This window comes from Sphingorhabdus lutea, assembly GCF_001889025.1.
GTDB lineage: Bacteria > Pseudomonadota > Alphaproteobacteria > Sphingomonadales > Sphingomonadaceae > Sphingorhabdus_B > Sphingorhabdus_B lutea.
This window is the reverse complement of sequence record NZ_CP018154.1, coordinates 672501-696749: the sequence shown is the minus strand read 5'-3', so window position 1 is coordinate 696749 and position 24249 is coordinate 672501. Positions and strand designations below refer to the sequence as shown.

At 45.0% G+C, this 24249-nt stretch carries 17 protein-coding genes, 1 tRNA gene and 2 rRNA genes (1 of these 20 cut by a window edge); 4 read left to right on the top strand and 16 right to left on the bottom strand.

All coding sequences use genetic code 11. The features are described 5' to 3' along the window. Window positions 1–50: 50 nt before the first annotated feature. From LPB140_RS03425 to LPB140_RS03390, 8 genes are all read right to left on the bottom strand, one after another. Window positions 51–1679 (bottom strand): DUF2326 domain-containing protein, encoded by a 1629-nt coding sequence (locus LPB140_RS03425; RefSeq protein ID WP_198024160.1) that lies wholly within the window; start codon window positions 1677–1679, stop codon window positions 51–53. Between the two features lie 70 nt (window positions 1680–1749). Then, the gene (locus tag LPB140_RS03420) at window positions 1750–1986 is read right to left on the bottom strand and encodes a hypothetical protein (protein WP_072558667.1); all 237 of its coding nucleotides are present in this window, start codon (window positions 1984–1986) and stop codon (window positions 1750–1752) included. Next, window positions 1979–2947 (bottom strand): SMEK domain-containing protein, encoded by a 969-nt coding sequence (locus LPB140_RS03415; protein WP_072558666.1) that lies wholly within the window; start codon window positions 2945–2947, stop codon window positions 1979–1981. Before LPB140_RS03415 ends, LPB140_RS03420 begins: the two co-directional genes overlap by 8 nt. Next, a complete protein-coding gene (locus LPB140_RS12510) occupies window positions 2948–5059 on the bottom strand; it encodes a 3'-5' exonuclease (protein ID WP_072558665.1) in 2112 nt (703 codons plus the stop codon). Next, window positions 5056–5976 (bottom strand): hypothetical protein, encoded by a 921-nt coding sequence (locus LPB140_RS03405; protein WP_072558664.1) that lies wholly within the window; start codon window positions 5974–5976, stop codon window positions 5056–5058. The genes LPB140_RS12510 and LPB140_RS03405 overlap by 4 nt, the downstream gene beginning before the upstream one ends. Before the next feature lie 6 nt (window positions 5977–5982). Beyond that, on the bottom strand, window positions 5983–8931 hold the full coding sequence (locus LPB140_RS03400) for a site-specific DNA-methyltransferase (RefSeq protein ID WP_072558663.1): 2949 nt from the start codon (window positions 8929–8931) through the stop codon (window positions 5983–5985). After that, window positions 8931–11963, bottom strand: coding sequence for a BPTD_3080 family restriction endonuclease (locus tag LPB140_RS03395; RefSeq protein ID WP_072558662.1), 3033 nt, complete (start codon window positions 11961–11963; stop codon window positions 8931–8933). Before LPB140_RS03395 ends, LPB140_RS03400 begins: the two co-directional genes overlap by 1 nt. Next, on the bottom strand, window positions 11956–12117 hold the full coding sequence (locus tag LPB140_RS03390; protein ID WP_072560254.1) for a helix-turn-helix domain-containing protein: 162 nt from the start codon (window positions 12115–12117) through the stop codon (window positions 11956–11958). The genes LPB140_RS03395 and LPB140_RS03390 overlap by 8 nt, the downstream gene beginning before the upstream one ends. Before the next feature lie 238 nt (window positions 12118–12355). On the opposite strand from LPB140_RS03390, the gene LPB140_RS03385 reads away from it, so the two are divergent. After that, the gene (locus tag LPB140_RS03385) at window positions 12356–12937 is read left to right on the top strand and encodes a type IV secretory system conjugative DNA transfer family protein (protein ID WP_072558661.1); all 582 of its coding nucleotides are present in this window, start codon (window positions 12356–12358) and stop codon (window positions 12935–12937) included. A 1106-nt stretch (window positions 12938–14043) separates the two neighbouring features. On the opposite strand, the gene LPB140_RS03365 is transcribed toward LPB140_RS03385, so the two are convergent. Next, the gene (locus LPB140_RS03365; protein WP_072560251.1) at window positions 14044–14928 is read right to left on the bottom strand and encodes an AraC family transcriptional regulator; all 885 of its coding nucleotides are present in this window, start codon (window positions 14926–14928) and stop codon (window positions 14044–14046) included. Between the two features lie 134 nt (window positions 14929–15062). Between LPB140_RS03365 and LPB140_RS03360 the strand changes: the two genes are divergently transcribed. Next, window positions 15063–16010 carry an SDR family oxidoreductase gene (locus tag LPB140_RS03360; protein WP_072558657.1) on the top strand — a complete coding sequence of 316 codons (948 nt, stop codon included), beginning with the start codon at window positions 15063–15065 and terminating at the stop codon, window positions 16008–16010. Window positions 16011–16078: 68 nt separating this feature from the next. Here LPB140_RS03360 and LPB140_RS03355 read toward each other — a convergent pair whose 3' ends face one another. The 4 genes from LPB140_RS03355 to LPB140_RS03340 all read right to left on the bottom strand — a co-directional run bounded on the left by LPB140_RS03355 (window position 16079) and on the right by LPB140_RS03340 (window position 19072). Continuing rightward, window positions 16079–16663, bottom strand: a complete 585-nt coding sequence (locus tag LPB140_RS03355) for a hypothetical protein (protein WP_156874112.1) — start codon at window positions 16661–16663, stop codon at window positions 16079–16081. Window positions 16664–16733: 70 nt separating this feature from the next. Beyond that, complete coding sequence (locus LPB140_RS03350) at window positions 16734–17513, bottom strand: hypothetical protein (RefSeq protein WP_072558655.1); 780 nt, start codon at window positions 17511–17513, stop codon at window positions 16734–16736. Window positions 17514–17599: 86 nt separating this feature from the next. Next, window positions 17600–18199 (bottom strand): hypothetical protein, encoded by a 600-nt coding sequence (locus LPB140_RS03345; RefSeq protein WP_072558654.1) that lies wholly within the window; start codon window positions 18197–18199, stop codon window positions 17600–17602. An 18-nt stretch (window positions 18200–18217) separates the two neighbouring features. Then, complete coding sequence (locus tag LPB140_RS03340; RefSeq protein WP_072558653.1) at window positions 18218–19072, bottom strand: hypothetical protein; 855 nt, start codon at window positions 19070–19072, stop codon at window positions 18218–18220. A gap of 160 nt (window positions 19073–19232) precedes the next feature. Between LPB140_RS03340 and LPB140_RS03335 the strand changes: the two genes are divergently transcribed. After that, window positions 19233–20621, top strand: coding sequence for a sensor histidine kinase (locus LPB140_RS03335; RefSeq protein WP_072558652.1), 1389 nt, complete (start codon window positions 19233–19235; stop codon window positions 20619–20621). Further along, window positions 20561–21238 (top strand): response regulator, encoded by a 678-nt coding sequence (locus LPB140_RS03330; RefSeq protein WP_083549912.1) that lies wholly within the window; start codon window positions 20561–20563, stop codon window positions 21236–21238. The genes LPB140_RS03335 and LPB140_RS03330 overlap by 61 nt, the downstream gene beginning before the upstream one ends. Window positions 21239–21457: 219 nt before the next feature. Here LPB140_RS03330 and LPB140_RS03325 read toward each other — a convergent pair. From LPB140_RS03325 to LPB140_RS03315, 3 genes are all read right to left on the bottom strand, one after another. Further along, window positions 21458–21534, bottom strand: a tRNA-Met gene (locus LPB140_RS03325). 304 nt (window positions 21535–21838) lie between these two features. Continuing rightward, window positions 21839–21953, bottom strand: a 5S ribosomal RNA gene (rrf, locus tag LPB140_RS03320). Window positions 21954–22065: 112 nt separating this feature from the next. Then, window positions 22066–24249: ribosomal RNA gene (locus LPB140_RS03315) — 23S ribosomal RNA — on the bottom strand (it continues 609 nt past the right edge of the window).

Genomic DNA, 24249 nt, shown 5'->3' with positions numbered 1-24249 from the left:
ACGCTAACTGTGCTGATCACTCAAAGCGGGAGGGAAACAGCAGAAAACAGCTATTTACGCTCCTCTTGGTAATGCGCCTTCAGGAACCTCTTCTGTTTAGTATATTCTGCCCGAACTGCTGGCATTATAAGCGCTCGAATATCCGACTCCAATCTGTCAGAATTGAGTGTGAGGATATACTGCTGCTGTTTTGCAAATTCTGCTTTTTCGAAAAGAAACTTAATACTTCTAATCAGAGTATCCTGATCCACATCAAAGATATTATCATGCACAAGAACGCCTGGGTGACGAGATGCAGTATGTTCATTTAGCAGAAGTGCGATATCATATATGAATACCTTCTCTCTTTCGACACTATGGCTACCATCATCATCAATTCGCATAACAATCTCGACAACCTGCTTTTTGCTTGTTGGCTTAATTTCGAATGATGCTTTCTTATTGCCTTGGATATACTCATGAATATCGAGTATCGAATGCTCAAATGAAGCCAAAGTCTCCTTGCAGGCTTGTATGTCTGATTGAAATTGAAGCAAGTCGGCCTCCTTTCTTGTGCGCGCCTTCTGCTTCTGAGTTTCAAGATCCTCAAACCTGCTTATAAACGCCTTGAGCTGACTTGCCTCATCCGCTTTTTCTTTAAACGCTGCATAGGTTTGCTTAAGGCTCTTCAAGTTACCTTGCTGATCTAATATTTTAAGTTTTTCGGTATATTGCCGATCAATCACGTTAATTTCGCGTGTCAAATTGGTAATTTCTTCTGAAATCACGTTTCTGCGCTCATGAATTAGCTGATTCTGAAATTCATCAATCTTGGCTTTAAATGCGTAAACCTGTTCCAAATCTTTTTTGATAAGATCGCCTAACCGCTCATTAATTTGCTCAAAGAACTCACCAATTTCTTGAGCATCTATTTTTTCAGCCTCAGCAATAATCTTGGTACGAGCTAGTTTCTGGCTGAGAAGTGACTTCTTTCGGCGTAATTCATCTAAGTTTGTTTCAAGACGAATTAGATCATCTTTCACAAACTCGTATCCCGAGACATTTTCTAGCGCGTCAATACTACGCTCAATTTCTTCCACTTCACTTTCTAACTCGTTTAAGTCGGAACGAGCGTCAGAAATATCCTTTTGACGTAAAAGCTTCACATTGTCTTTGATCTTACGAATATCTTTAGTTAGTTCATCAATTTCAGTAATTGCCGCTCGAATAGATGAATACACTTCAACGTCTAAACCAAATAGAAATAAATGGGGTGTATAGTTATCCGGAATACGCAGACTCGTGTCATAACATCCCACAATAGACTTAAACTCCGACCGCTCATCCCTCATCAAAGGGCCTAACATGGCTCGGAAAGACGGCGCCTGCATCTCAGAGTGCGAAAAGAGCCGTTTTCTTAAATATGCACTAGCATCTGCAATACTAGAAAATGTGGTTTGTTTACCATTACAAATGAGTTTTGGTTCATCAGAATTGTTCGGCGATCGTCTTAACGTATAGTTTTTCCCATCTACCTCAAAGTCCAAGCAAACCTCAGTATCAGGCGGGAATATATCTGAAGGTATTAGAGAAACGCGGCTTTTACTCAAATTTGATAAAAGTGCAAAATGTAAAAACTCTATAGATAACGATTTGCCAACGCCATTCGTCTTGTTACTAGATTCATCCTTTACACCCAATATAAGGTTTACCCCATCAGTGAATTCGACGGGTTCAATAATTGGAGGCTCGGTATATAATTTTCTAATCCTAAACATTTTTCACAATATATGGCTGGTTAAACTCAATTATTCCCACAGAGTACAGAAAAACCATCCCCAAAAACAGGTGGCGGGAAGAAAACCATTTTTCCTTTTTCAGCTTGTCTGTCACTTCAAAGATACTGATTTTACCTCCATCTTTCTTCTCCAGCAGCTGCATAATTCGATACCCTACAACAGGAGGTGAAGTTTCAATGGATTCATCGGTCACAAAGAGATTAGACATTTACAACCTCCTTGTTCGGAAACACATTGCATTTTATGAGTTCGGAAATAAGAAAAAAGCGAATTGCAGATGAATCAAATTCGACACGCTCCGCAACCAGGCGCCCTTCAAAATTCTGCACAAGATTTTCAAGGGCTTTCTTCGCGTCTCCCGCGCAATCAGTAAGAATTTGGTCACTGTGTTTCTTGAGATGAAGTCTAAGCCTTCTCAACCGGACTTGGCCCAAATCCTCATTCTCAAAAACATCTGACAAAACATCTCCATACTCGGTGTAGAGCTCCTTAAACTCATTCTTAAGATATTGCGTATGGTCAGAAAAGCGATCCTCGATTTTACCTTTAGGATCTGGCTCTTCAATAAATCCAACACCTACACCAGGATGATCTTCGTCACTCAACAGAGCTATGAGTGCCTGAAACGTCTTAATTTCCTTTGGTAAAGAAGCGCTGTTTTCAAATGTTACCTGCCCTTCCAAGAAAGTTCTAACTTTTGATATTTCTTCAGCACTCTTATCTCCAATTACTTTGATAAGATCAGAAATATCCCACACACCTGAGGACACATCGAACTGGTATTTAGTTTCCTCACCGATGAGCTGCTTTTTGTGCTTCTTCTTCATAGCAATATTGAGAATGATTAAGCTGTCGTACTTTTCATGCAAATTCTTATCGTTGAAACTTTTAACAGTCTTTTTAGCTTTCGATATATCGCTAGTCGAGGTCACTTGAATCGCAACTTTGCTACCTACATCACCCAAGTCAATAGCGGCTGAATTTGGCTCAAGAATGTTGACATTAATGAGGTTGTATCCAAATACGATGTTGAGAAAATCTCTGTAGAAACTTTCTGCATAAATATTTATATCCGTAAAATTGCTAGGATTAGATAGCTCGACCTGAGACTTAAGATACGAAAGTATCTCTGTAATACGATCCAAGTCTGCCTTACGATTTAAAGACATTTAGATCACGCCCCCTTTTAAATCTGCAAAAAATTCGGAAGCGGGTGATACGCCTGAGACTATGAGCTTCTCTCTGGCCCGTGTGCAGGCAACATAAAAGAGGTGGCGTTCAGTATCGTAAACTTCGTCCAGCTCCACTTCATCGGCAACGGTGTCTATGCGGTCTTGGTCGGGCAGAACTTCTTCGTCACAAGCCATGACGATCACCTGACGGAACTCAAGTCCCTTAGCTAGATGCATCGTCCCGATTGCTACGCGTCCAATTCTGTCCTCCACCCGGTCAGAAAGCTCTAGCGGTACTTGCCCTGCTTCTTTAACGGCTTTTCGTGCACGATCTAGTTTATCTGACGAGCGCACAAAAACACCAATTTCTTCAGGCAGCAGGCCCTCTTCCAAAGCCTCATGAATTGCCAAGCCAATAACCCGAATTTCTTCATTCTCATCTGAATGGACTTGTATTTCTGGGTCAGGGCCATTGAAGACTGAGACCGTGCCACGACGATCTTCTTTAATCCCATCGACATCCCGTACAACGGTCGGCAAGAGTTTATCGGCGGACTGTCGGATTTGGTGTGACGTTCTATAGTTGACCTTCAATGTGTGCGAACGTCCGCGAACGTCGATACCCAAGCCAAGCCATGAAAACGGTTCTTGGAAAATACGCTGCCCTAAATCCCCTGCAAAAAATAGAGATTCCGGGTCATTTGGTGCCATGGCAGCAATCATTTTTAGCTCTGGCACACCAAGGTCCTGGGCCTCATCCACAATAATGTGCGTGAAAGGTTTATTGGGACGATCCTTGTAATAGGCTGCCACTTCACCGAAAACAGTGGCCGGGGTATATCTGTTCTGTGAAGCCAGTATTTCTCTAGCGCGTTCAAATACTGGCCAAAGCTTTTCCCTTTGGCGGTTTCCTAGTCTGTTCTTACGCCCAAGACGCGGAACACGTGCGTAAGCCTCATGCCCATCAATTTGCCAGGCATCAACAACATTACGCCATTCAGACATCAGGAAACGGTCTGTAAAGCCTTCAAGATTAAGCTCTTTGGCGGCTTGGGTTAGTGCGGGAGCAACATGCTCGCGTCTTGCCATCTTAGGATCATGAGCATGGACGAGTGTAAAAAGCTGCTTGGCCACGCCCTCAAACGGCAGGACCGACACTCGATGATCCAGATTCACGTCATCATGCAATAGCTGCTTCAGCTTATGCTCCAGCGCGTTTGAAAGCGGGCTAGAAAATGTGGTTAGAAGCAATTTAGCCTGCCTGTCTGTCCGCAGAATGTGCGCCGCACGATGCAAGGCAACAACTGTCTTGCCTGTCCCTGCCGATCCAGCAACGCGCGTTGGCCCGGAAAAGCTTCCGTCAACCAGCTGTTGCTGTGCGGGGTGCAAATAGATCGCCCACTTATCCCATGGATAATTGAGGGCTTGTTCCAACTCTTCCACATTGTCCATAACACGGAAGCGCCGCTGAGCATCGGGGTGGACGAAAGGATCACAATCTGGTGCCGCCTCGCCTGGCACAACAAGCTTGCCAGTATCCACATAATCCATCAGGGCTTCGATAGCCTCATCAGGAATATAGTCAGCTAAATCAAAGAAATTGTCTTCCGAAGCATTTCTGACGTCCTCAATCCAGTCCTGAGGCACACCCGCGTTTAACAAATCTTCTTCGCTGAGTTTCAAGAATAGCGGCGGATAGAATTTTGAGGGAGCTTCTGCTACGATTGCAGGAGCGGGTAGCTTGGCCTCAATATACCTTGGAATAGTTATTTCCTCGACACGCTCACGTACTTCAACGATCCGTGCTGCTCCTGTACGCGGGTGCTTATCAATGCGGCGGCGCTCAGCCCATTTATAGGCATCGTCATGGTGATCGACGTAGGCGACTAGGAAGCTTGATTTCGTTTTATGGACAATCAACCGAATATCGCGATTAACCCTCAACGACCAAAAATTAGGGTCCTTTGATCCGTCAATCCTGTGAAATTGCAGCCCAGGATTAGATGGGTCCTGCTGAAGGTCAAATACCGTCAGCTTAACCGCCTTTTGCTCATCATTATTAAGTTTTGCCAGCGCAGATTGGAAAGTGTCAGCGAGGAGAAAGTTCACGGCTGCCCCCTTCCCGCCAACGTCTGCATTCGGAGCTTAATTTTCTTTAAAAGTAATAGACGGCCCTGGTCATTGTTTAAGTAAACAATATGCCGATGATGCCTGAGATCGAAAGGTATATCTTCGACATTTTGAACGATAGGTATAACTGGTCGGCCCAGCGTATGCGCGATTCCTGCTTCGTAAAAGACATTCGGGTTTCGAGTGCTGAAGTCGCAAATAACGAATTTTGATCTAAAGATTAGAGAAAAAATATCCTGGATAATCTCAGATTCATTCCAAACTTGATTAGCATTCAATACCCGAAGGCCAAGGTCTTTACCCGCTCTTTCAACCAAGTTAAAAACTGGATAAAACGCTTCATTAAAAGGAAACATCACCGATACTAAATCATGTTCAATTTGCCCTTCTGGCATTCGAAATACGCTTGGTTGCACCTGTACAGACTGGTCAGGACCATTAGCTATAAATATTGCTCGGCATTCTCCATTAAGCGCATCAACCTGTTCTTTGCTCATAAGACCGGCAGATATCAACTCTGCTGCCAAATCCACGTCTTTTACCGCCCAATGCGTGCGGTTAAATTCAAACTCCGCAATATCCAGTTCCCACTCTAGATCTTTGAGCTGTGCAGGAGTAATTTCTGGCAGCCCTTCAATGAATGAGTATTCAATACGAACTTCAGTCTGCCTGATCCGAATATGATCTATTTTACCTAATCGCGCATTCTGGTTAATGCCTCGCTCATATGCTAAGAGTGTTGGGAAATTGCACAGTCGGGAAATTTGTTGGGAGTTTAGCTCTTGAAATTGATTTCGGATCGCTTCGCTCGTATATTCGAAGACGCGATCTCTCTTTAGCTCCCAAGGTTGCCCTAGAAATGCTTCATCATCACCGCTGAACAAAAGGTTAAACATTACGCCTTACACCCCAAATACTTTCATCACTTCGTCACCGAAGTGGTTGATAACCTTAACGGCAAAGCGGCCAGTTGATGGGCGTGCGAAAGGCCGCGAGGTATCACGGTAAAGTGTTTCCCAGGCTTCTTGGTCAATTTCCGCCTTCAGGCTGGTTTTAAGGGCCTTATAAGGGTCATTCGCGCCCATAAAGTAGGCATGACGAACGAAGAAACTTTCTTCGTTATAGTCGGTATCAATGAACCATGCGGCGATATCGTCTTTACCAGATGCGCGAACTTCACCTGTTTTCGGGTCAAAAACGTCAATACCTAAAACTTCGACAATCACGTGGCCATCATCGTCAAACTTCCATTCAATATCAGGCTCTCCAAACACAACAAAAAGGTTGCCCTTCCCGGTGTTTTTCAGGTCATCCGCCATATGAAGGTCGGGGTTCATCTTGGCCTTCAAAATAGGCAGTGGCCCTAGCTTATTCACTTCAGATGAATGGGCATCAAAGTTAAAGCCGCAAGCAATCAGCACATCAAAGCGGGCATCATTGGCCTCACGGGCCGCTGCCATAATGTCAGACCGCGTGATTGAACCAAATTCTGGGCCGATAAAGATGGCCGCTTTCTTTGGTGCGCTTGTTTGTTGACCGCCTTCGCCTGTGGCCTGTTCATAGGTGCCCTGGGCTGCAATATAGTCACCTGGCCAGCCTTCCATGGCTGTGAAGGTAATACGGTCACCCTTGTCAGATTGGTGCACACCTGCTGATTTCAGATTTTCCAGCACCATGGTGGCAAAGTCCTGTGCTGGTGCATCCGTGCGTGGGTGGTTACCTTTCAAGGCATTTATATCATCAGTCAACTCGCCTTCGTCCGTCGGAATAACGCGGTGCGGGGACAGGCTTTCAACGGTGAATGGCCCTGCCACACGGACTTTAGAGCTATCCTCATAAGGCCGGTCATACAGATATTCGATATCCGCTTTCTGGGCGATAGATTTATCAATTTCCTGTTGGCGTTTAATGCGGGAATCCCACCATTCAACATGCAGCTTCTTGGCGTTATCAGGCCAATCCGCGCCAGCTTCGCGAGGGATTTCCCATTCTTCCCAGTTTTTATTTAAAGTGGCGTTCAGTTTTTCACGCAGCGGCTCAAGCACCTGCTGCCATTTCTCCCATATCACGTCGATTTCGGCATTGTTGGCGATAGATTTCAATGTGATATGCGGGGCCCGTTCATAGACAAAGCCCTGTCTTATATCATTTCTTTTAGGCGTCTCTGGCTGAAGTACTCCAGTAACACTTTGTTCTTTTTCGCGCCCATCAAAACTGTCTGAGAGATAATAATATGGGTAACGTGCGCTCATTAGTCGTGTGCGCGCTAATGCCAGTGCCACGCGACTGGTATCTATAGTAATCCAGCGACGCCCCCATTGTTCTGCAACTGTAGCCGTCGTTCCTGAGCCGCATGTGGGATCAAGCACTAAATCGCCGGGATCCGAAAATGAGAGAATAGCATTCTCAACCACACGTGTGTTTGTTTGCACAACATAAACTTTATGCTGCGCTCCAGCTAAGCTCTTCACCCATATATTATTTATCGGTGCTGATGGTTTGTCATTCCAAGGCTCAATATAAAATGGCCGTTTTTTCCCTTGGGATACACGCCCCGCCATCACCAAGCGCCTACGCCCATCCTCATGCGTTCTCCAGTGCCTACCAGCTCCCGGAAAATATTTTCCACCTAGAGCATGCCATTCAACTTGAGAGTTTCCGGAATCTCCATCTTGTGTAAGAGTAATATCTGTTCTGATCGGAGTTAATTCATCTGGAATTAACTCTGGGTTATCTCTCCATTCCATGGGGATGGGATGCAATCGTAAATCACCATCTATAGCCTTATTGAATTTTGAAAAATCAATGCCTTCTAGGCTTTTCTCGGGCCTAATTGGCCGATATTTTAATCTTCCTTTTTCACGGGCATATATGAGCAAGTAATCTGCAACCGAAGGAACATGCTTCGATTCTTGGTGATGTGTTTTCTTTACAGTAATTTGGCAAACAAAATTCTCGGCTCCAAAAACTTCATCAAGAAGACTTCTCAAATAGTGGACATTCTCGTCGCCGATTTGCACGATCATACAACCGCTAGGAGATAGCAAATCCCTGCTAGAAGTTAATCTGTCTCGAATATAAGTAAAATATGTGTGAACGCCATCCTTCCAGGTATCTCGGAAAGCTTTTACCTGTTCAGGTTCTCTTGTTATTTCAAGAATTTTTCCATCATCAACTTTTGCTTTTCTTGTTGATACTTGCCAGTTTGAACCGAAACTAATCCCATATGGCGGATCAAAATAGATGCACTGCACTTTACCGCGCAGATTTTCCCGCTCGGCAAGGCTTGCCATCACCTGAAGGCTATCGCCCAATATCATGCGGTTTTGCCAATGTTGGTCATGCTGGTAAAATTCGGTCTTGGCTGTGGGGTCGATACCGTTAAAATCACCGAACAGGTCCAATGTACCTTCTTCTTCATCCCGCCGTTCTTTGGTTTGTTTTTTCAGGTCTTCGATAATAGCCTTGGGATGAATTTTCTCCTGAATATAAAGCGGTGGTGCGTGCACCACAAGGTCAGACCAGTCCTGATTATCCTTACCGCGCCAAACAAGTTGAGCGTCCCCTAGTTCCACCTTTTCACCGGCCTTAAGGGCTGCAATCTGATCCCTTGTTAAGCGAATGCTGGTCCCCTTCCAGATGATCTGTGGGTCTAAATCTTCATCGCGGTCGCGTTTCTCGCCCTTTGGCAAAGGGTAGGTGCGTTCATAAACCACGGGTTCAAAAGGGTTCTGTTCCTCCATCCGCTCCGCAGTAGATTGCAGCTCAGCCGTGGGGATATTCCGACGTGTGGCGGCACCGTGGGTAAGGGTTTCAACCTGCTTTGGTCCTTTATTGCTTTTTCTGGCCATTATACCACCTCACTCACTTTATTAGTTTCTAGCGCCCGTTCGATCAGCGCACGAAAGTCACTTTCAATTTCAAAAACACTATCAAACTGATCAAATGCCCAGCGGCCATAGACACCCAATATATTCACGCCAGGCACCCATTTCTCCAGCATGGTTTCCTTCTTCAGTTTGACTTGCTCGTTCTTCATGCCCTTAATTTCTATAATAAGGTTGAGAGGGTCATCAGCCCCCCGGCCATCATCAATCTGGACAATAAAGTCCGGCACATATTCGCGGGCTACCTCACCATCTTTATAGGGCACAGCAAAACCAAGGCCCTGGTTCTTCACATAGGCCAGCACCTTTGGATGGTTTTCAGCGACTCGGGCAAACTCTGCCTCCCAATCGCTATCGCTGACCACATAATTCACATGACATTTACGTGGATCGGTTTCCCGCACATCCTTAGTCGTCGTGAAACTGACATGACGGGTTGACCCCAGCGGGTTATAAGGGTCCATCACAGCCTTGATCCGCCGCTTATCCCGATCTGGACGGGAAATGGCATTTGCAATTTTTTCTGCGGCCTGCGCTGCCAAATCCGGATATTCGCTCAACATCCAAGGGGCCGTGTCACCAGGACATTTCAGGTATCCCTCATTCATCCAGCGCCTACAAATACTGGCGACCTTCCCAACCAAATGCCATTTCGGTGCGCCGTCGGCATCGCGGTAGTGACGCTCCACCACTGTTTTAGCGAGTTTCATCGTCGTGGTGCTTTGTCGTTCCCCCTTTGATGTCCCTAAAGAAAGAGTATGAGACTCACCGACAATCCCTGACATATCGGTCTGGCTGGCACCGACTTTATCATGGTCAATTACAAGAATTGAATCCTCTGTAAATTCTGCGACTAGTTGCTCTTCGGGAAGGTCTACACGATAGCCAATTACCCTTGGGAAACGAATTTCCAGAGCTTCTCTTTCTTTCATGGCTTTTACATGGGTTGTCTTTTTCGGCGCTTTTGGCGGGGCTATTACAGGCTTAGCGGTAAAGTTGAATGGAATGCCAAGGATATCAGCATATTCACTATCAAAGAGGCCTTGTTCATTCAGCTCATAGCTTAAGCGGCGTAGGCCACGACCAACCACCTGTTCACAAAGAAGCTGAGTACCAAAAGCCCGCACACCAAGAATGTGCGTTACGGTGTTGGTATCCCACCCTTCAGTCAGCATCGAGACAGAAACCACACAGCGAATTTTCTCGCCCAGCCGGCCTTTCTTGCCGACGGTGTTCATTACCTCACGCAGAAGCTCTGAATCTGAAATGTCGCCATGTTCACCGCGCTGTTTACGCTCGCGCTTAAACTTCTCAATTTCAGGAGCTGCCATTTCGCGGAAGTTTTTATCAAGCTCCCCGCTTTCAATCTGCTGACTGTCAATCAAGAGTGTGTTTGGCTTTGCCAATGGCTCACCATATTGATCAAAGTTACTGAAGTGCTCAAGGTGTCCATAATGTTCTGCTACCAGGTCACCATCTTCATTTTCACGCTGCCAGCCTGAAATCCACTCATAAACAAGTTTTGATGTTGTCGTATTGTTACACACAACAATGAAAACAGGCGGAACATCAATCCCTTCTCGTTCCCATCCATCTGAAACGAGCTTATAGTGACCATAGAGAGACTTGAGCGCAGACTTCAGTTTATCTGGAATTGAAAGTGGATCAGCAGTCTGGCCGCCTTTTTTGGGCATGTCTTTACCAATGTGATCCCACAAATTCCGGTAAATCGGCATTTCTGCCCCCGGAATATTATCATCAACCGGAATACGGGGAAGCTTAACAATTCCGCACTCAATAGCATCCATCAACGAGAAGTCGCTAATAGTCCAAGGGAAAAGCGTTCCTTCTGCCCAGCCAGAACCACTTAAAAAAAATGGAGTCGCTGACAAATCATAAACTGCGCGGACTCCTAATTTGCGCTTAAAGGCTTCGATACCATTGATCCACAGGCGAGCTGCTTTGCTGTTCTCTTCAGCCTCTTTGCGCTCGTCACCAGTAAGTTTTTCTTGCTCACCATCAGGTTTTTCACGGTAACAGTGGTGAGCTTCATCGTTAATTACGACGATGTTCTTGATCCCCATAAGTTCATCCGCCACACGGCGAACCATCTGGCCTTCGGTCTCTGTACTTTGAATGGGCTCAGCACGTCCTTGCAGCAAAGAACGTGTTGTCTTATTTGCATCCATCAATTCACGAAGTTGAAAGGCGTGATAATTGGTGATGACAATCTTGGCCTTAGCAAGGTCATACTGCATATCTGCTGGAACAAGCTCGCGGCTTTCATAGTAGCTGTCAGGGTCACTTGGCTGAAGAACGCGAAGTCGATCCTTAATCGTGATACCAGGTGCAACGATAAGGAAACCGCGCGTAAAGAGCTTGCTTGTTGGCGAGCGAACAGCATTGATAGTCTGCCAGGCAATCAACATGGCCATTACAGTGGTCTTACCTGCACCTGTTGCCATTTTCATAGCAAGACGCAAAAGCTCGGGGTTTGCACCGGCATTTGCACTCTCGATATGGTTCCAAAATCGCTTATAAGTTGTGTGTTTGCGAGCGACCTCAGTCAACCAAATGATAGTTTCCACCGCCTCAACCTGGCAGAAGAATGGGCGGATGCCCTGAAACTCATGGCTTCGCCAATGCTGAAGCAATCGTGCGGTTGCAGGTGTCACACCCCAGTCTTGGGGGTTAGGAATAGATCGCCACAGCTTTAACTGAGAACGGATATCATTGATAATCGGTGTTGGATTATATTCTTGGTCTTCAGATGAAATGCCGTCATCCGCGTACAGTTTTAAATTTTGCTGTTCATCCCCTGATTGATGTGATCGGCGCTTTTTTGGCTTTGGGACAGGTGAAAGCAAAGCCGAAGGGCGGCGGCCTGCGATTGGCGGTTGATCAGTCGGCTGACCTTCGTCATCAAGCGCATGGTGTCGCGACGGCTCCATATAGGGCGAATTTAAAATCGGTTCTTCAAAAAATGAATTATTCATGTTTATCGCCCTGTTTACTTTCTATCCATTTTTCAATTTCGTTTCTACGTAAACGCCATGCGCCGCCCACCTTAAACCCAGGGATTTTGCCTTGTGCAATAAGCGCATAGACCGACTTTTCCTTGATCTTCTGATAGGTCGCGACTTCCCTAATTTTTCATGTAATTTGCTGCGTCTGTTTATGTGATTATAAGCAGTTGGTATAATAGAATTTTACAACCTACAATATTAAAATAGATATTATTCCCGATTTAGACAATTTTTACGGTCACTTAAGACTTAAATAATCTTACTTAACTATCTTTCCGAACGACCTAATATTTACCGTAATCTTTTCTCATTTTGTGCCGCCTTCAGAAGCCCATAGATGCAATAATCTGGAGGCTTCAATCATGCGTTCGCTTCGTACACTTATCCTGACCTTTCATGGCCTCATGCGCCTGTTCTGGAAGGTTTTGCCGCTTTTTACCACTCTAACTGGCTACATGCTGTTTGCCACGCCTATCTGGCTTGGCTCCATTTTTGCTTTGGTTTTGGGTTTCGCTGGCGTGTTAGCCAAATATGCCGCCGCGCAGTTTGAGCGTCCCGTCACGCTTGGCGGGACAAAGGGCAATGCGGCTACCTACAACCCGCTCGATTTCATCCGCATTCATACCCCTTATGAGGTGGATGATGCCCGGCTTGGGGCTGCAATGCTGTTAGTACCAGAGCATTCGCAGGCTAACCACTGGGAGCGTGAAGCCCGCACCCTGATTACCGGTCTTTTGTTATACATCCGTCATGACTGGGATATTCTCAGCCAGAACCTAGTTACTTTTCGCGACTTTCTCATGCAGGATGCAGAAGAGTTTGAACTGCTGCTTGCCAAAATGGCAGCCAGTAAACAGGAAAACGTCTCTCGCATTGCGCGGGGCTTTAGCCAGAAAGAACCCAAGGAACGCTCATCGCTGATTTCAACCGCGAAAGCTGTTTGAAAGCCCTGAGCTGCGTTCAACCACTAAAATATCATCTGATTATTTCTATGACCTGGCTATGAGTTTGGGACTGTTGACCTTGTTTCGATGAAGTTATCGGCTAATGGCGTTCCAGACGAAACACAGGAGCTAATATTCAGAACATTGAAGGTTAAATATAGTTGGACCTGCGAATCTGTTTACGAAGATCGCTTTAGAGATTTGTTTGAAACTCATGGAACAAGGTCACCATTCTATTTCAGTTTTGGACCTATTGCCATGCAATACAGACAAAAATGCACATATTTCGGCTGGTTCAAGGAAGAACCTTATATGACGGGCGGCCAGATAGCAGATAAGGCAGAGTTTCAAATATCTATGGTATCCCAGATTTAGCCTCAAACTACCCTTAAGGATCATTATTCACCTATTGCCGCGTGCAATGATTGTAATAATTTAGAGACATCACATAGACGATATCGTCATTTTCAGTAAAAAAGAATAAAATTCGCTTTCAAACTCAGATTCGCTTAAGCCCGCGATTTTGAGATCTGCTATAATTACAGTCTCGCACATATTTTCGTCGTAATTGGCCACGCCTCGCGTACTTAGGATCAAAAGTCTGAACAAAATGATAGGTAGGCTTTTTAAAGCGCAAAATTTGGGCTGCGGTTGCTTCCATAATCGTGGCGACGGCGACGGGGGCTCTGATTTCCAGATTGCGAACCTCCATCCAGTCAACGCGGTCTGGGGACTGCCCCTTGGTGCGCCCAGCTAAGTAAAGCGCCGAGACTTTAAAACTTGATGGTTGCTTTGCGGGGATTATGAAACACAAGATTGGTGAAGGGTTTTGACCTAGGGCTCTTGCCCAAACTGGTCGCATGGGCATATTTTATGGTCGCCGCCATGCTCAATAAAGTGGACGCGGTTATTAATATGGCGCGTTTATAATTTGGACCAAATTTCCGTGCTGATGTTAACATGAATCTACTTTCCTCTCAATTTTGAAAGAGCATAGACCAAATCAACAATGATTGACAAGGTTGTCAGAATATTTTTTTACCCTCATATCCTCCCCTATTTTTCTTAAGGACGGCCTTAATAATTACATATTATGCTTAAAAATATTATGCGGCAAATTTTTGCTCGCTGCCCCATTGTTTGGGCGAACGGCCGTAAAGACGTTTAAACTCCCTGCTAAATTGTGAAGAGCTGACATAACCGACCTCCATTGCCGCCACATTCACATTCACGCCTTTTGCAATTTGCATCGCGGCATGGTTTAACCGCATGGATTTCATAAATTGTATCGGCGACATACGTGTCGCTTGCTTAAATTTACGGTGGAACACGGCGCGGCTCATCCCAGCAAAATCGGCCATATCATCGATGCTGATGGTCTGGTTCAACTGTGCCGCAATATATTCAATCGACCGCGCAATATCATTACCCACGCCAAATGAACGCCGAACCGATGCCCCTGCTTCGCCTTTTAACAGGGTATAATATAATTCATACAACCTGCCTTCACCCAACAACTTCATATCAATGGGGTCTTCAATCAATCGCATTAAACGCACCAATGCTTCGGTAAAATCATCATCCCATTTTGACAGTGTAAAGGCCTGTGGCACATCGGCCTTTACCGCATGGCGCATGGCGGGTTTGGTGCTTTCCAATTCGATAGCTAAATTGGTCATTACCCGCGTATCCAATGAAATATAAACACCGTATAACGGATTTTCTGGTGATGCTTCGGGCGTTCCCGCCTCCACCGGCATGGATATGGGACAACACATAAATTGCTCCTGATCAAATTGATAGGATATGCCATCTAAAATCGCCATTTTCTTGCCGCTTACTATCGCAACAATACATGGTTCATAAACCACAGGGGCGCAGATAATCGGCTCAATCTGATTGAATATCTGCACCCCTTTAATGCCAGTTTCCATCAATCCAGCACCATCGGCCACCCTTTGGATAATTTGTTTAATCTCTTCTTTGCTCATATCCCAAACCAGATGATAATATATATTTTGATACAAATAGGCAAAAAATAGCGATTATTCCGCCTATATAATAACGTTTATGATATATATAAGATATATCAACATAAACAATATATTTATTTAAAGGCAGTAAAATGACATATCAGCAATTTGGACCAAATGGATGGACCCCCGAAAGATTGGCAAATTTATCTGGCAAAACCTATCTTATTACAGGCGCCAATTCCGGCACAGGATTTGAAGCTGCCAAAATCCTTTTATCAAAAGGGGCAAAGGTGATAATGCTCAACCGGAACGCAGAAAAATCATATGATGCGATGGCGGCGCTTAAAAATAAATTTGGCGAAAATGCAGATATAGAATTTGTGCAAATGGACCTTGCCGACTTAAACTCTGTGCGCAGCGCGGCCAAATTGATATTGGAAAAAACTCCGCATATAAACGCCTTAATCTGCAATGCGGCCATTGCCCAAGTGCCAAAGCAAAGCTTTACCAAAGATGGATTTGAAAGCCAGATTGGCGTTAATCATTATGGCCATTTTTTACTATGCGGGCTGTTATTTGATCGGATTGATGCAAGTCTGGGCCATATTGTCGTGGTCAGCAGCCTTGGCTATAAAATGGGAATAAAAGCTATTCAATTTGACGACATGAATTGGGATAAAAATTATCAACAAAATAGCACCTATTGCCATAGTAAATTGGCCCAAATGATGTTCGCATATGAACTGCAAAATAAAATAAAAAATGCCAATAGAAATGTCAAAGTTTATGTATGCCATCCTGGATCATCGGCCACATCTTTAATCAGCACCAGTGCAAATTTCTTAACCAAAAGCATATGGTATTTAATGACCAAAACACCCATGGTGCAAAGCGCAGAAAAAGGCGCATATCCCGAAATAATGTGTGCCACCGAAAATGAATTAGAAGAACGCGCTTTATATGGCCCGACAGGCCGTATGGAAATGGTCGGCCCTGTTGGCACGGGCACTTTATTGCCCTTTGCCCATGACGAATTTGTGATGAAAAAGCTATGGCAAATTACCGAAGATAATATTGGCTATAGCTGGAGAATATAAAGGCAAAATTTGGGTATGAACGATATCTTCGCAGTTCATTTAAATTGGCTATAAGATATTAATTATTCTCACTGCCATACATCCTGATCAGCTATACATTCCCCAATGCGCGAATTTTCCTGTTTCATTACAGTATGAATATGCCCCTTTCCTGGCGCAGGTTGGTATGAGTCCGTTATAATTACCAAATCAGTGCTTTTATCGGTGAGTATACCGGTAATAGTCATTTCGGCTCTACCTGCCTGCGGATCTTCCATAGTCGCATAAAAATCTACAATATTATTTTTAATCGACATTCTTATTATTTTCCATTCTGGGCCGAAATTCACCCCTTCTTTTATGCGGGTGAAAAGATTATCTTTGCTACTTGTTTTCTTAAGCAAACAAAGCGGTCCTCCAAAATCTTTTTTACCGACCGATGACTCCCCCGCCGACAAAAGCCCTGCCATAGCTTTATCAAGATTTTTACCCTCAAATGCCATAATGTAGTGAACCATTGTCCAACTGCCGGCTTGGCGATTTGGGTTTTGCTGGCCAACCGCAACCGGTTGACTATTTATTTCGTTATGTTTGCTGCCCATTTTTTCTGGCGCAGAACAAGATGTCAACGTCAAACCCAACATCATGATTAAAAACATATCTCGCCACGACATATTACCCACCCTTTAGTAAAAAGGGGCTGAGAGAATTAATTTTCTCAGCCCTTAATTTTATAAATAGAGATTAGTCCTTTAGGCGGAAAGCATCCAACCCAGCATTTGGCGCAACCCTGCCAGATACAAAAGAACCACGCGTCACGAATTTTTCCATACAACTGAGCGGGAGTTGAAACCAGCTATTGTCATTGGGTGTCTTTTTATAATTTAACACTAAACTAAGCCGGATCATATATGATTTATTTGGATCAAAATGGTTTGGCGCGATGGCATTATTGTCCCGAAGTGTTTGTTCAAAACCTCCGCCTGTCCAAACCCCTGACCCATTGGTCCACCAAGCTCGTAGCTGTTTTTTACCTGGATAGACGTCTGTATAGCCCGATTGATTCCAATTAGTCGGCGGGGTAGAACTTGACCACGCCCTAACCTCTGCGACCAAGGCAACCGAATTTGCCACATGTGAAACCGGTGTCCAAAGCGCCGCAAATGGCGCATAGGCATTCATCTGCGCATCAAGAGCAGGAGAGGCAACAAAATCATAGCCATAAGTAAGGGTTAAATTTTTACCCGGTGATTGTTGGGGAACGAAATATTGCGCCCATTTCCCGCTTGTAATGGGCGGGCAACAAACATTCCCCTCACCCTCCACCAATAAATCCCCGCGTGGAATGGCGACCGCTTCCCCTGCCTGAGCTGGTCTGCCTCTTACAGGGCCCAATTGTGCCAAATTAACTGACGAGACGCAAGATGCACATGCTGATGCAATATCAGATGGGGCATTTTGTGCCATTGCAGGGCTAACAAAATATAATGAAAGGGCTGTTGCTAATAGCAAATTTATTTTCATGGTTACTCTCCTAAAATTATTATAATTTACACATCATTTTAAATTTGCGACTATTTTGTTATTATAAATTAGTTATTTAGCCATATTCATGGTGCAATTGGCACTGCAGCACTGCCGGTTAACTCCACAGGCAGAGCATAGGAGTAGCTATTTCCATTTGCGGTATAGGTCAGCCCTGCCTTCGTACACTGAAATCCCTGTAAAATGGCACTGCCTATTTGAATATCGGTGCTGCCAAAGTTAAGGCTGACCCGACTGCAAATTTGTGTGGCAAAAGCATTGGCATCGTTATAACCAAAGGGTGTTCGGAAATTCAAAATTAATGCCTTAGCTTCAGATGATATTATTGTGAGAGGACTAAGGTCGGCCTTGGTCATACTATTAATATTCAACAATGGATTGCTGCTTGCCATGGCTGGCAACTTCGAATTTGCGACACTTGCCACTTGGCTTTTGCTTACAGACTCTTCTTTGTTACTATCCTGTTGGTGAGTCATTTTATTCGCTGCTTTTTCGCCGCGAAGAGTGGGATCCGCCTGGCACTTTATCGTGATGCCACTTTTAACCCAATGCCCTGCACCTCCACCCTTTGGCCGGCAAGGATCTCCTACTTTTGCGGCGAATGCAGGTTGAGCATAGGCGGCAATGATTATTATCGCGCCAAAATAAAAAATATTATTCTTCATGATTTACTTCCTTATTTTTTAACGAAGCAATGTAACATGCCCCACATAATTGTGCTTTTTGCCATATAGGTTAAAGATACCTTCTTCATCGCGGCGACATTGAAAACCAGCTAGGTTTGATTTTGTGCCAGAACGAGGGAGAACTATGATTAAGATGTCACCCATTTTTATTGATGACTGGCTAAAATCAACATCAGTTTGCGTACAAACGCGCAGAGCAAAATCTTCAATGCCTGTAAATGGCCCATTTCTATTGCGCTCTGCGGCAATAATATGCGCTACTTCCAAAGAATGTGCCGTCCCATTTGATAATTGCTCCACAACATGATTATTAAGGTCAATCATGCCGCCAGGTTTAATTGCAACTGGGCATGGCGGTTCGTCACATGGGCCTGCAAAAGCAATGCTAAACGCACCTTTAACGCCACTTTTTCCGCCGTTAAATTTGATTTGTTCGATCCAGCGCAGCACAACAGGCAATTGAGGCCTCTGGCGCATGCGTGGTTCATCCGCTACTGGTGATGCCAGTTTAACATCTTCATATAATATATATGCCAATCGTCCATCGCGGCCGACTTTCATGATTACTTCTTCAGCTCCTTCAATCAATCTTATGCTATATTCCCCGGGCGTTAATCCGGTTAGGCGCGTTTCGCCATTGTCATCGCTAGGGACGACGATGGTGCTTTTACTTTTCAACTTCTTAACGACTGTGCCGACGCCCGGAATAGTATTTGCATGTGCCGATTCAGCCCATATAACAGGGGATATTGCCGCCAGTAGCATCGCAGCTTGCAATATTGGCGAAAAGCTGGTCAACCCAATCACTGCAATATATGATAATAAACTGCCTCTCGTCGGTAAGTAACGCATATCCCAATCCTTAATCCATCTCAGTTGAATATAATTTACAGGCAAGGAAGTTTAATTCTATCCGCCAAATGGCGGAGAAAATGGGGGAGAGTTCATTGGAATTTAATTGACCAAAATATATATTTGTGACAATTATTTATAAAAATAAGGATGGCTGATAATGGGGGTTTTTGAGGCACTATCTGTTAAGAATAAAGAACCGAAAAGCATTGATTTGTCGGTTGACACTATAATTTCTCTTTCTGAACCGGAAACCCAAAGACGCCTTATCAATCCCGTCTCTCAATTAATAAGCCAAATCGTCAATTTTGCAGCTGTTTATACTGTATATCATGTCATGAACGACCTGGTCCCAGCGCCGAATATGCTAATATGGGTTATTGCTGCAATCATCACATTGTTTCTGACCACCATGGCTCAATTTATCGTTTTCTTTATTAAGCCCCATCAAACAGAGTTATTCACGTTATGGATTAAATTTGATCGGCGCATTGCCATATCCAATGAAATATTGGCAATGTTAACAATATTTCTCTTGCTTCCTTTTTCACATGAAAGTCAGCGAATTTTTGCCACAGCATATTTTGTGGGTTATATTCCAATGACTATTTTTGCTGATCCGGGAAATGTTACCATGAACCGGATTGCGATCATTTTAGTAATTGGATCATTCACAATTTTCCTAGCCATATATGGTAATGAGATTGAGAATATTTTATCGGCCCTTGTTTTTGCCTATGGTTGTTTTTTATTTTATGCTGTAGGCAATATTCATCATATCATTGAAAAAAGTGTATTGGCTCAATCCAAATCAGACCAATTGACCAAGCAGTTGGAATTATCATTGAAACAAACCGCAATGGAGCGTGATGCAAAAACGCGGTTCATTGCCGCAGCATCACATGATTTAGGGCAGCCATTACAGGCTGTAAATTTATTTAGCGAGCAATTTGCTAATGCACAGGATGATATAAGCAGAACTCGCGCTGCTAGCGCCGTTCTGCGTGCGGTTGCCGCGACGCAGAATATATTGTCACATATGCTCAATCATCTACGCTTGGAGGCAGATTCCGTAACCCCTCACCTGCAACCAACTAATATCTTTAACGCTGTTCAATCGGTGGTTGAGCAATATTCTGGATTTGCTGCAAAGGAAAAGTATAAATTAAAAATAGTTGGAAAGGCCGTTATTTTAAACACCGACCCTACCTTATTTGAACGTGCTCTAGGTAATTTAATACAAAATGCAATTACACATTCGGGTGGAAATAAGATATTAATTTGCTGTAGGATAAGAGATAGAGCGCAGCAAATATTCGTTGTGGATAATGGCGTTGGTATAAAGCCCGAAGAAAGAGAAATAATATTTGAAGATTATTATCAGGGCAGCAATTCTCGATCAATCACTGCTGGTGGATTTGGACTTGGATTATCATCAGTGCGACGATTGGCGTTTATATTAGGAGGTAATGCCTTTTTATATCCTTTATGGAAAAATGGCGCTGCCTTTTGCCTGACCCTGCCAATAAAGGAAAAAAGATCAAAATGAATCGCTTTTTAATATGCGATGACCATGAATTGGTCCGCGAAGCTATTTCAAGCAGCATCGCTGATGAATGGCCGGATGCCGTCTTTACCGAAACGAAAAATTTCCCACAAAGCTGGGAAGAGGTAAGTAAAGGATATGATCTTTGCATTTGCGATTTAAGCATGCCAGGGGCCAGTGCCATAGAGGGGGTCTCGCAATTAAAGCAATCCGCAAAGGATATGCCTATATTAATTGTAACAGGGGTCGATGATTATGATTTAATGCTACAGCTGCTTAACCTTGGAGTTAATGGCTTTGTCCAGAAGAACTCAGGTGCCAAAGTTATAATTGCAGCTATAAAATTGATCGAGGCGGGTGAACGTCATGTACCTTCGCGTCTATTGGCATTGATGGAGCGTAAAAATAAAATAGATAATTGCGCTATTACTCGATTAACAGACCAACAACGAAAGGTACTGCAATTTGTGGCGCAAGGGAGAACAAATAAGGATATCGCTATCCAACTAGGCGTCGCGCCATCAACAATTAAATCTCATCTGGAAACAGCCATGCGTCTATTAGGGGCAACTAGCCGTTATGAAGCCGTGAATATCGCAAAATCGGAAAATTTACTATAGCGTTGAATATTTTCATACTCCAGCATTGTGGGCAACTTAAAAATTTACTGCCTTAATCCCAAAATAGAAAAGATTTTTATAGAATTGCTTCAGCTAATTAATGGATATGAGTTTTTATATAACCAAGGTAGTAGGATTTGAACCCAGCGTAGTTTGGACAATGCGGGGCATTGTACGGGCAAGCCTTCAGGTTATGAGCTGTATTAAGGGGGTGTATATTGGTTGCGGGAGTAGGATTTGAACCTACGACCTTCAGGTTATGAGCCTGACGAGCTACCGGACTGCTCCATCCCGCGTCACCAATATCGGACTGTTTGTTTTGTGCAGTCCGTGGCAGTTTTTTGTTTTTCCGCTTCAGCTTTGCTGAACCGGCTGGCGGGACTGCTCCATCCCGCGTCACCAATATCGGACTGATTGTTTTGTGCAGTCCGTAGCAGTTTTATTGACCCTATGATACGGGACAAAAGGGTCTGCCATGCCCTAAATTATGATATGGTTCTGTTACATTTGTAAAAGTCAAAAGGGCAGCGACAAGTAAATGCGCTGCCCTTTTGTGAAACTGTAAATGGGTTTTATATCCGTGCTAGCACCGGCTTCAATGCCTGGCGACGCCCTACTCTTCCAACGCTTAAGCGGTAGTACCATCGGCGCAGACAGGTTTCACGTCCGAGTTCGAGATGGGATCGGGTGGGGCACTGTCGCTATGGCCACCAAGCAATGAAGCAGGTGCTAACCCCCTAATTAAAGGGGAAGGGTATATTTTTAATCGATATCTGGTCTGATAATTATCCATATGACAATCAACATTGTCATTGATGGTGGGACTTCACAAGCATGAAAAGAGTAATTAGGACTGGTTAGCTTCACGCGTTACCGCGCTTCCACACCCAGCCTATCAACGTGATGGTCTATCACGACTCGAAGAAATCTAATCTTGAGGGAGGCTTCCCGCTTAGATGCTTTCAGCGGTTATCCCTTCCATACATAGCTACCCTGCTGCGCGGCTGGCGCCACGACAGGTACACCAGAGGTATGTTCAACCCGGTCCTCTCGTACTAGGGTCAACTCCTCTCAAATTTCGACGCCCACGGCAGATAGGGACCAAACTGTCTCGCGACGTTCTGAACCCAGCTCACGTACCACTTTAATTGGCGAACAGCCAAACCCTTGGGACCTGCTCCAGCCCCAGGATGTGATGAGCCGACATCGAGGTGCCAAACGATTCCGTCGATATGAGCTCTTGGGAATCATCAGCCTGTTATCCCCGGCGTACCTTTTATCCGTTGAGCGATGGCCCTTCCACGAGGGACCACCGGATCACTATGACCGACTTTCGTCTCTGCTCGACTTGTCAGTCTCGCAGTCAGGCAGGCTTATGCCATTGCACTCTAACAGACGGTTTCCAACCGTCCTGAGCCTACCATCGCGCGCCTCCGTTACTCTTTAGGAGGCGACCGCCCCAGTCAAACTACCCGCCATAGAGGGTCCCCGATCCGGATAACGGATCTGGGTTAGACATCAGAAAACAACAGGGTGGTATTTCACATTTTGGCTCCACTTGGACTGGCGCCCAAGTTTCAAAGCCTCCCACCTATTCTACACAGTTCTTTCCTAATGCCACTCTAAAGCTGCAGTAAAGGTGCACGGGGTCTTTCCGTCTAACCGCGGGTACTCCGCATCTTCACGGAGAATTCAATTTCACTGAGCATATCCTGGAGACAGTGGGGAAGTCGTTACGCCATTCGTGCAGGTCGGAACTTACCCGACAAGGAATTTCGCTACCTTAGGACCGTTATAGTTACGGCCGCCGTTTACTGGGGCTTCAATTCAGAGCTTGCACTCCTCCTCTTAACCTTCCAGCACCGGGCAGGCGTCAGACCCTATACGTCGTCTTGAAGCCGACTTAGCAGAGTCCTGTGTTTTTGCTAAACAGTCGCTACCCCCTGGCCTGTGCCCCCCATAAAAAGTTGCCTTAATATGGGGCCTCCTTCTTCCGAAGGTACGGAGGCAATTTGCCGAGTTCCTTCAGGATACTTCTCTCAAACGCCTTAGTATACTCTACCTGACCACCTGTGTCGGTTTCGGGTACGGTCTATATGGTGAGGCTATTTCCTGGAACCCCTTCGAAGCTAGCCCAATCCAATGAGGACTAACAACTTACGGGATCCGTCACACATCACCAGGCCCACGAATATTAACGTGGTTCCCATCGACTACCCCCTTCGGGCTCGTCTTAGGGGCCGGCTTACCCTGCTCAGATTAGCTTTAAGCAGGAACCCTTGGTCTTTCGGCGAGAGGGCATCTCACCCTCTTTATCGTTACTCATGTCTGCATTCGCACTTCCGATACGTCCACGACCCATTACCAGATCGCTTCAACCGCTTACGGAACGCTCCGCTACCGCTCAGTATAAATACTGAACCCTAAGCTTCGGTGCATCACTTTAGCCCCGGTACATTTTCGCCGCAGAAACCCTTATTTAGACCAGTGAGCTGTTACGCTTTCTTTAAAGGATGGCTGCTTCTAAGCCAACCTCCTGGTTGTTTTGGGATTTCCACATGCTTTACCACTTAGTGATGACTTGGGGACCTTAGCTGTAGGTTAGGGCTGTTTCCCTTTTGACGACGGACCTTAGCACCCGCCGTCTGTCTCCCGGACTATTCTCTATGGTATTCGGAGTTTGGTTAGGTTTGGTAGATCTCGCGACCCCCTAGCCCATCCAGTGCTCTACCCCCATAGGAAAACATCCGAGGCACTACCTCAATAGTTTTCGCGGAGAACCAGCTATTTCCCGGCTTGATTGGCCTTTCACCCCTAAACACAACTCATCCGATAATTTTTCAACATTAAACGGTTCGGTCCTCCAGTGCGTGTTACCGCACCTTCAACCTGGTCATGCCTAGATCGCCGGGTTTCGGGTCTAATGCATCATACTCAGTCGCCCTATTCAGACTCGCTTTCGCTGCGCCTACACCTAACGGCTTAAGCTCGCATGATACATTAAGTCACAG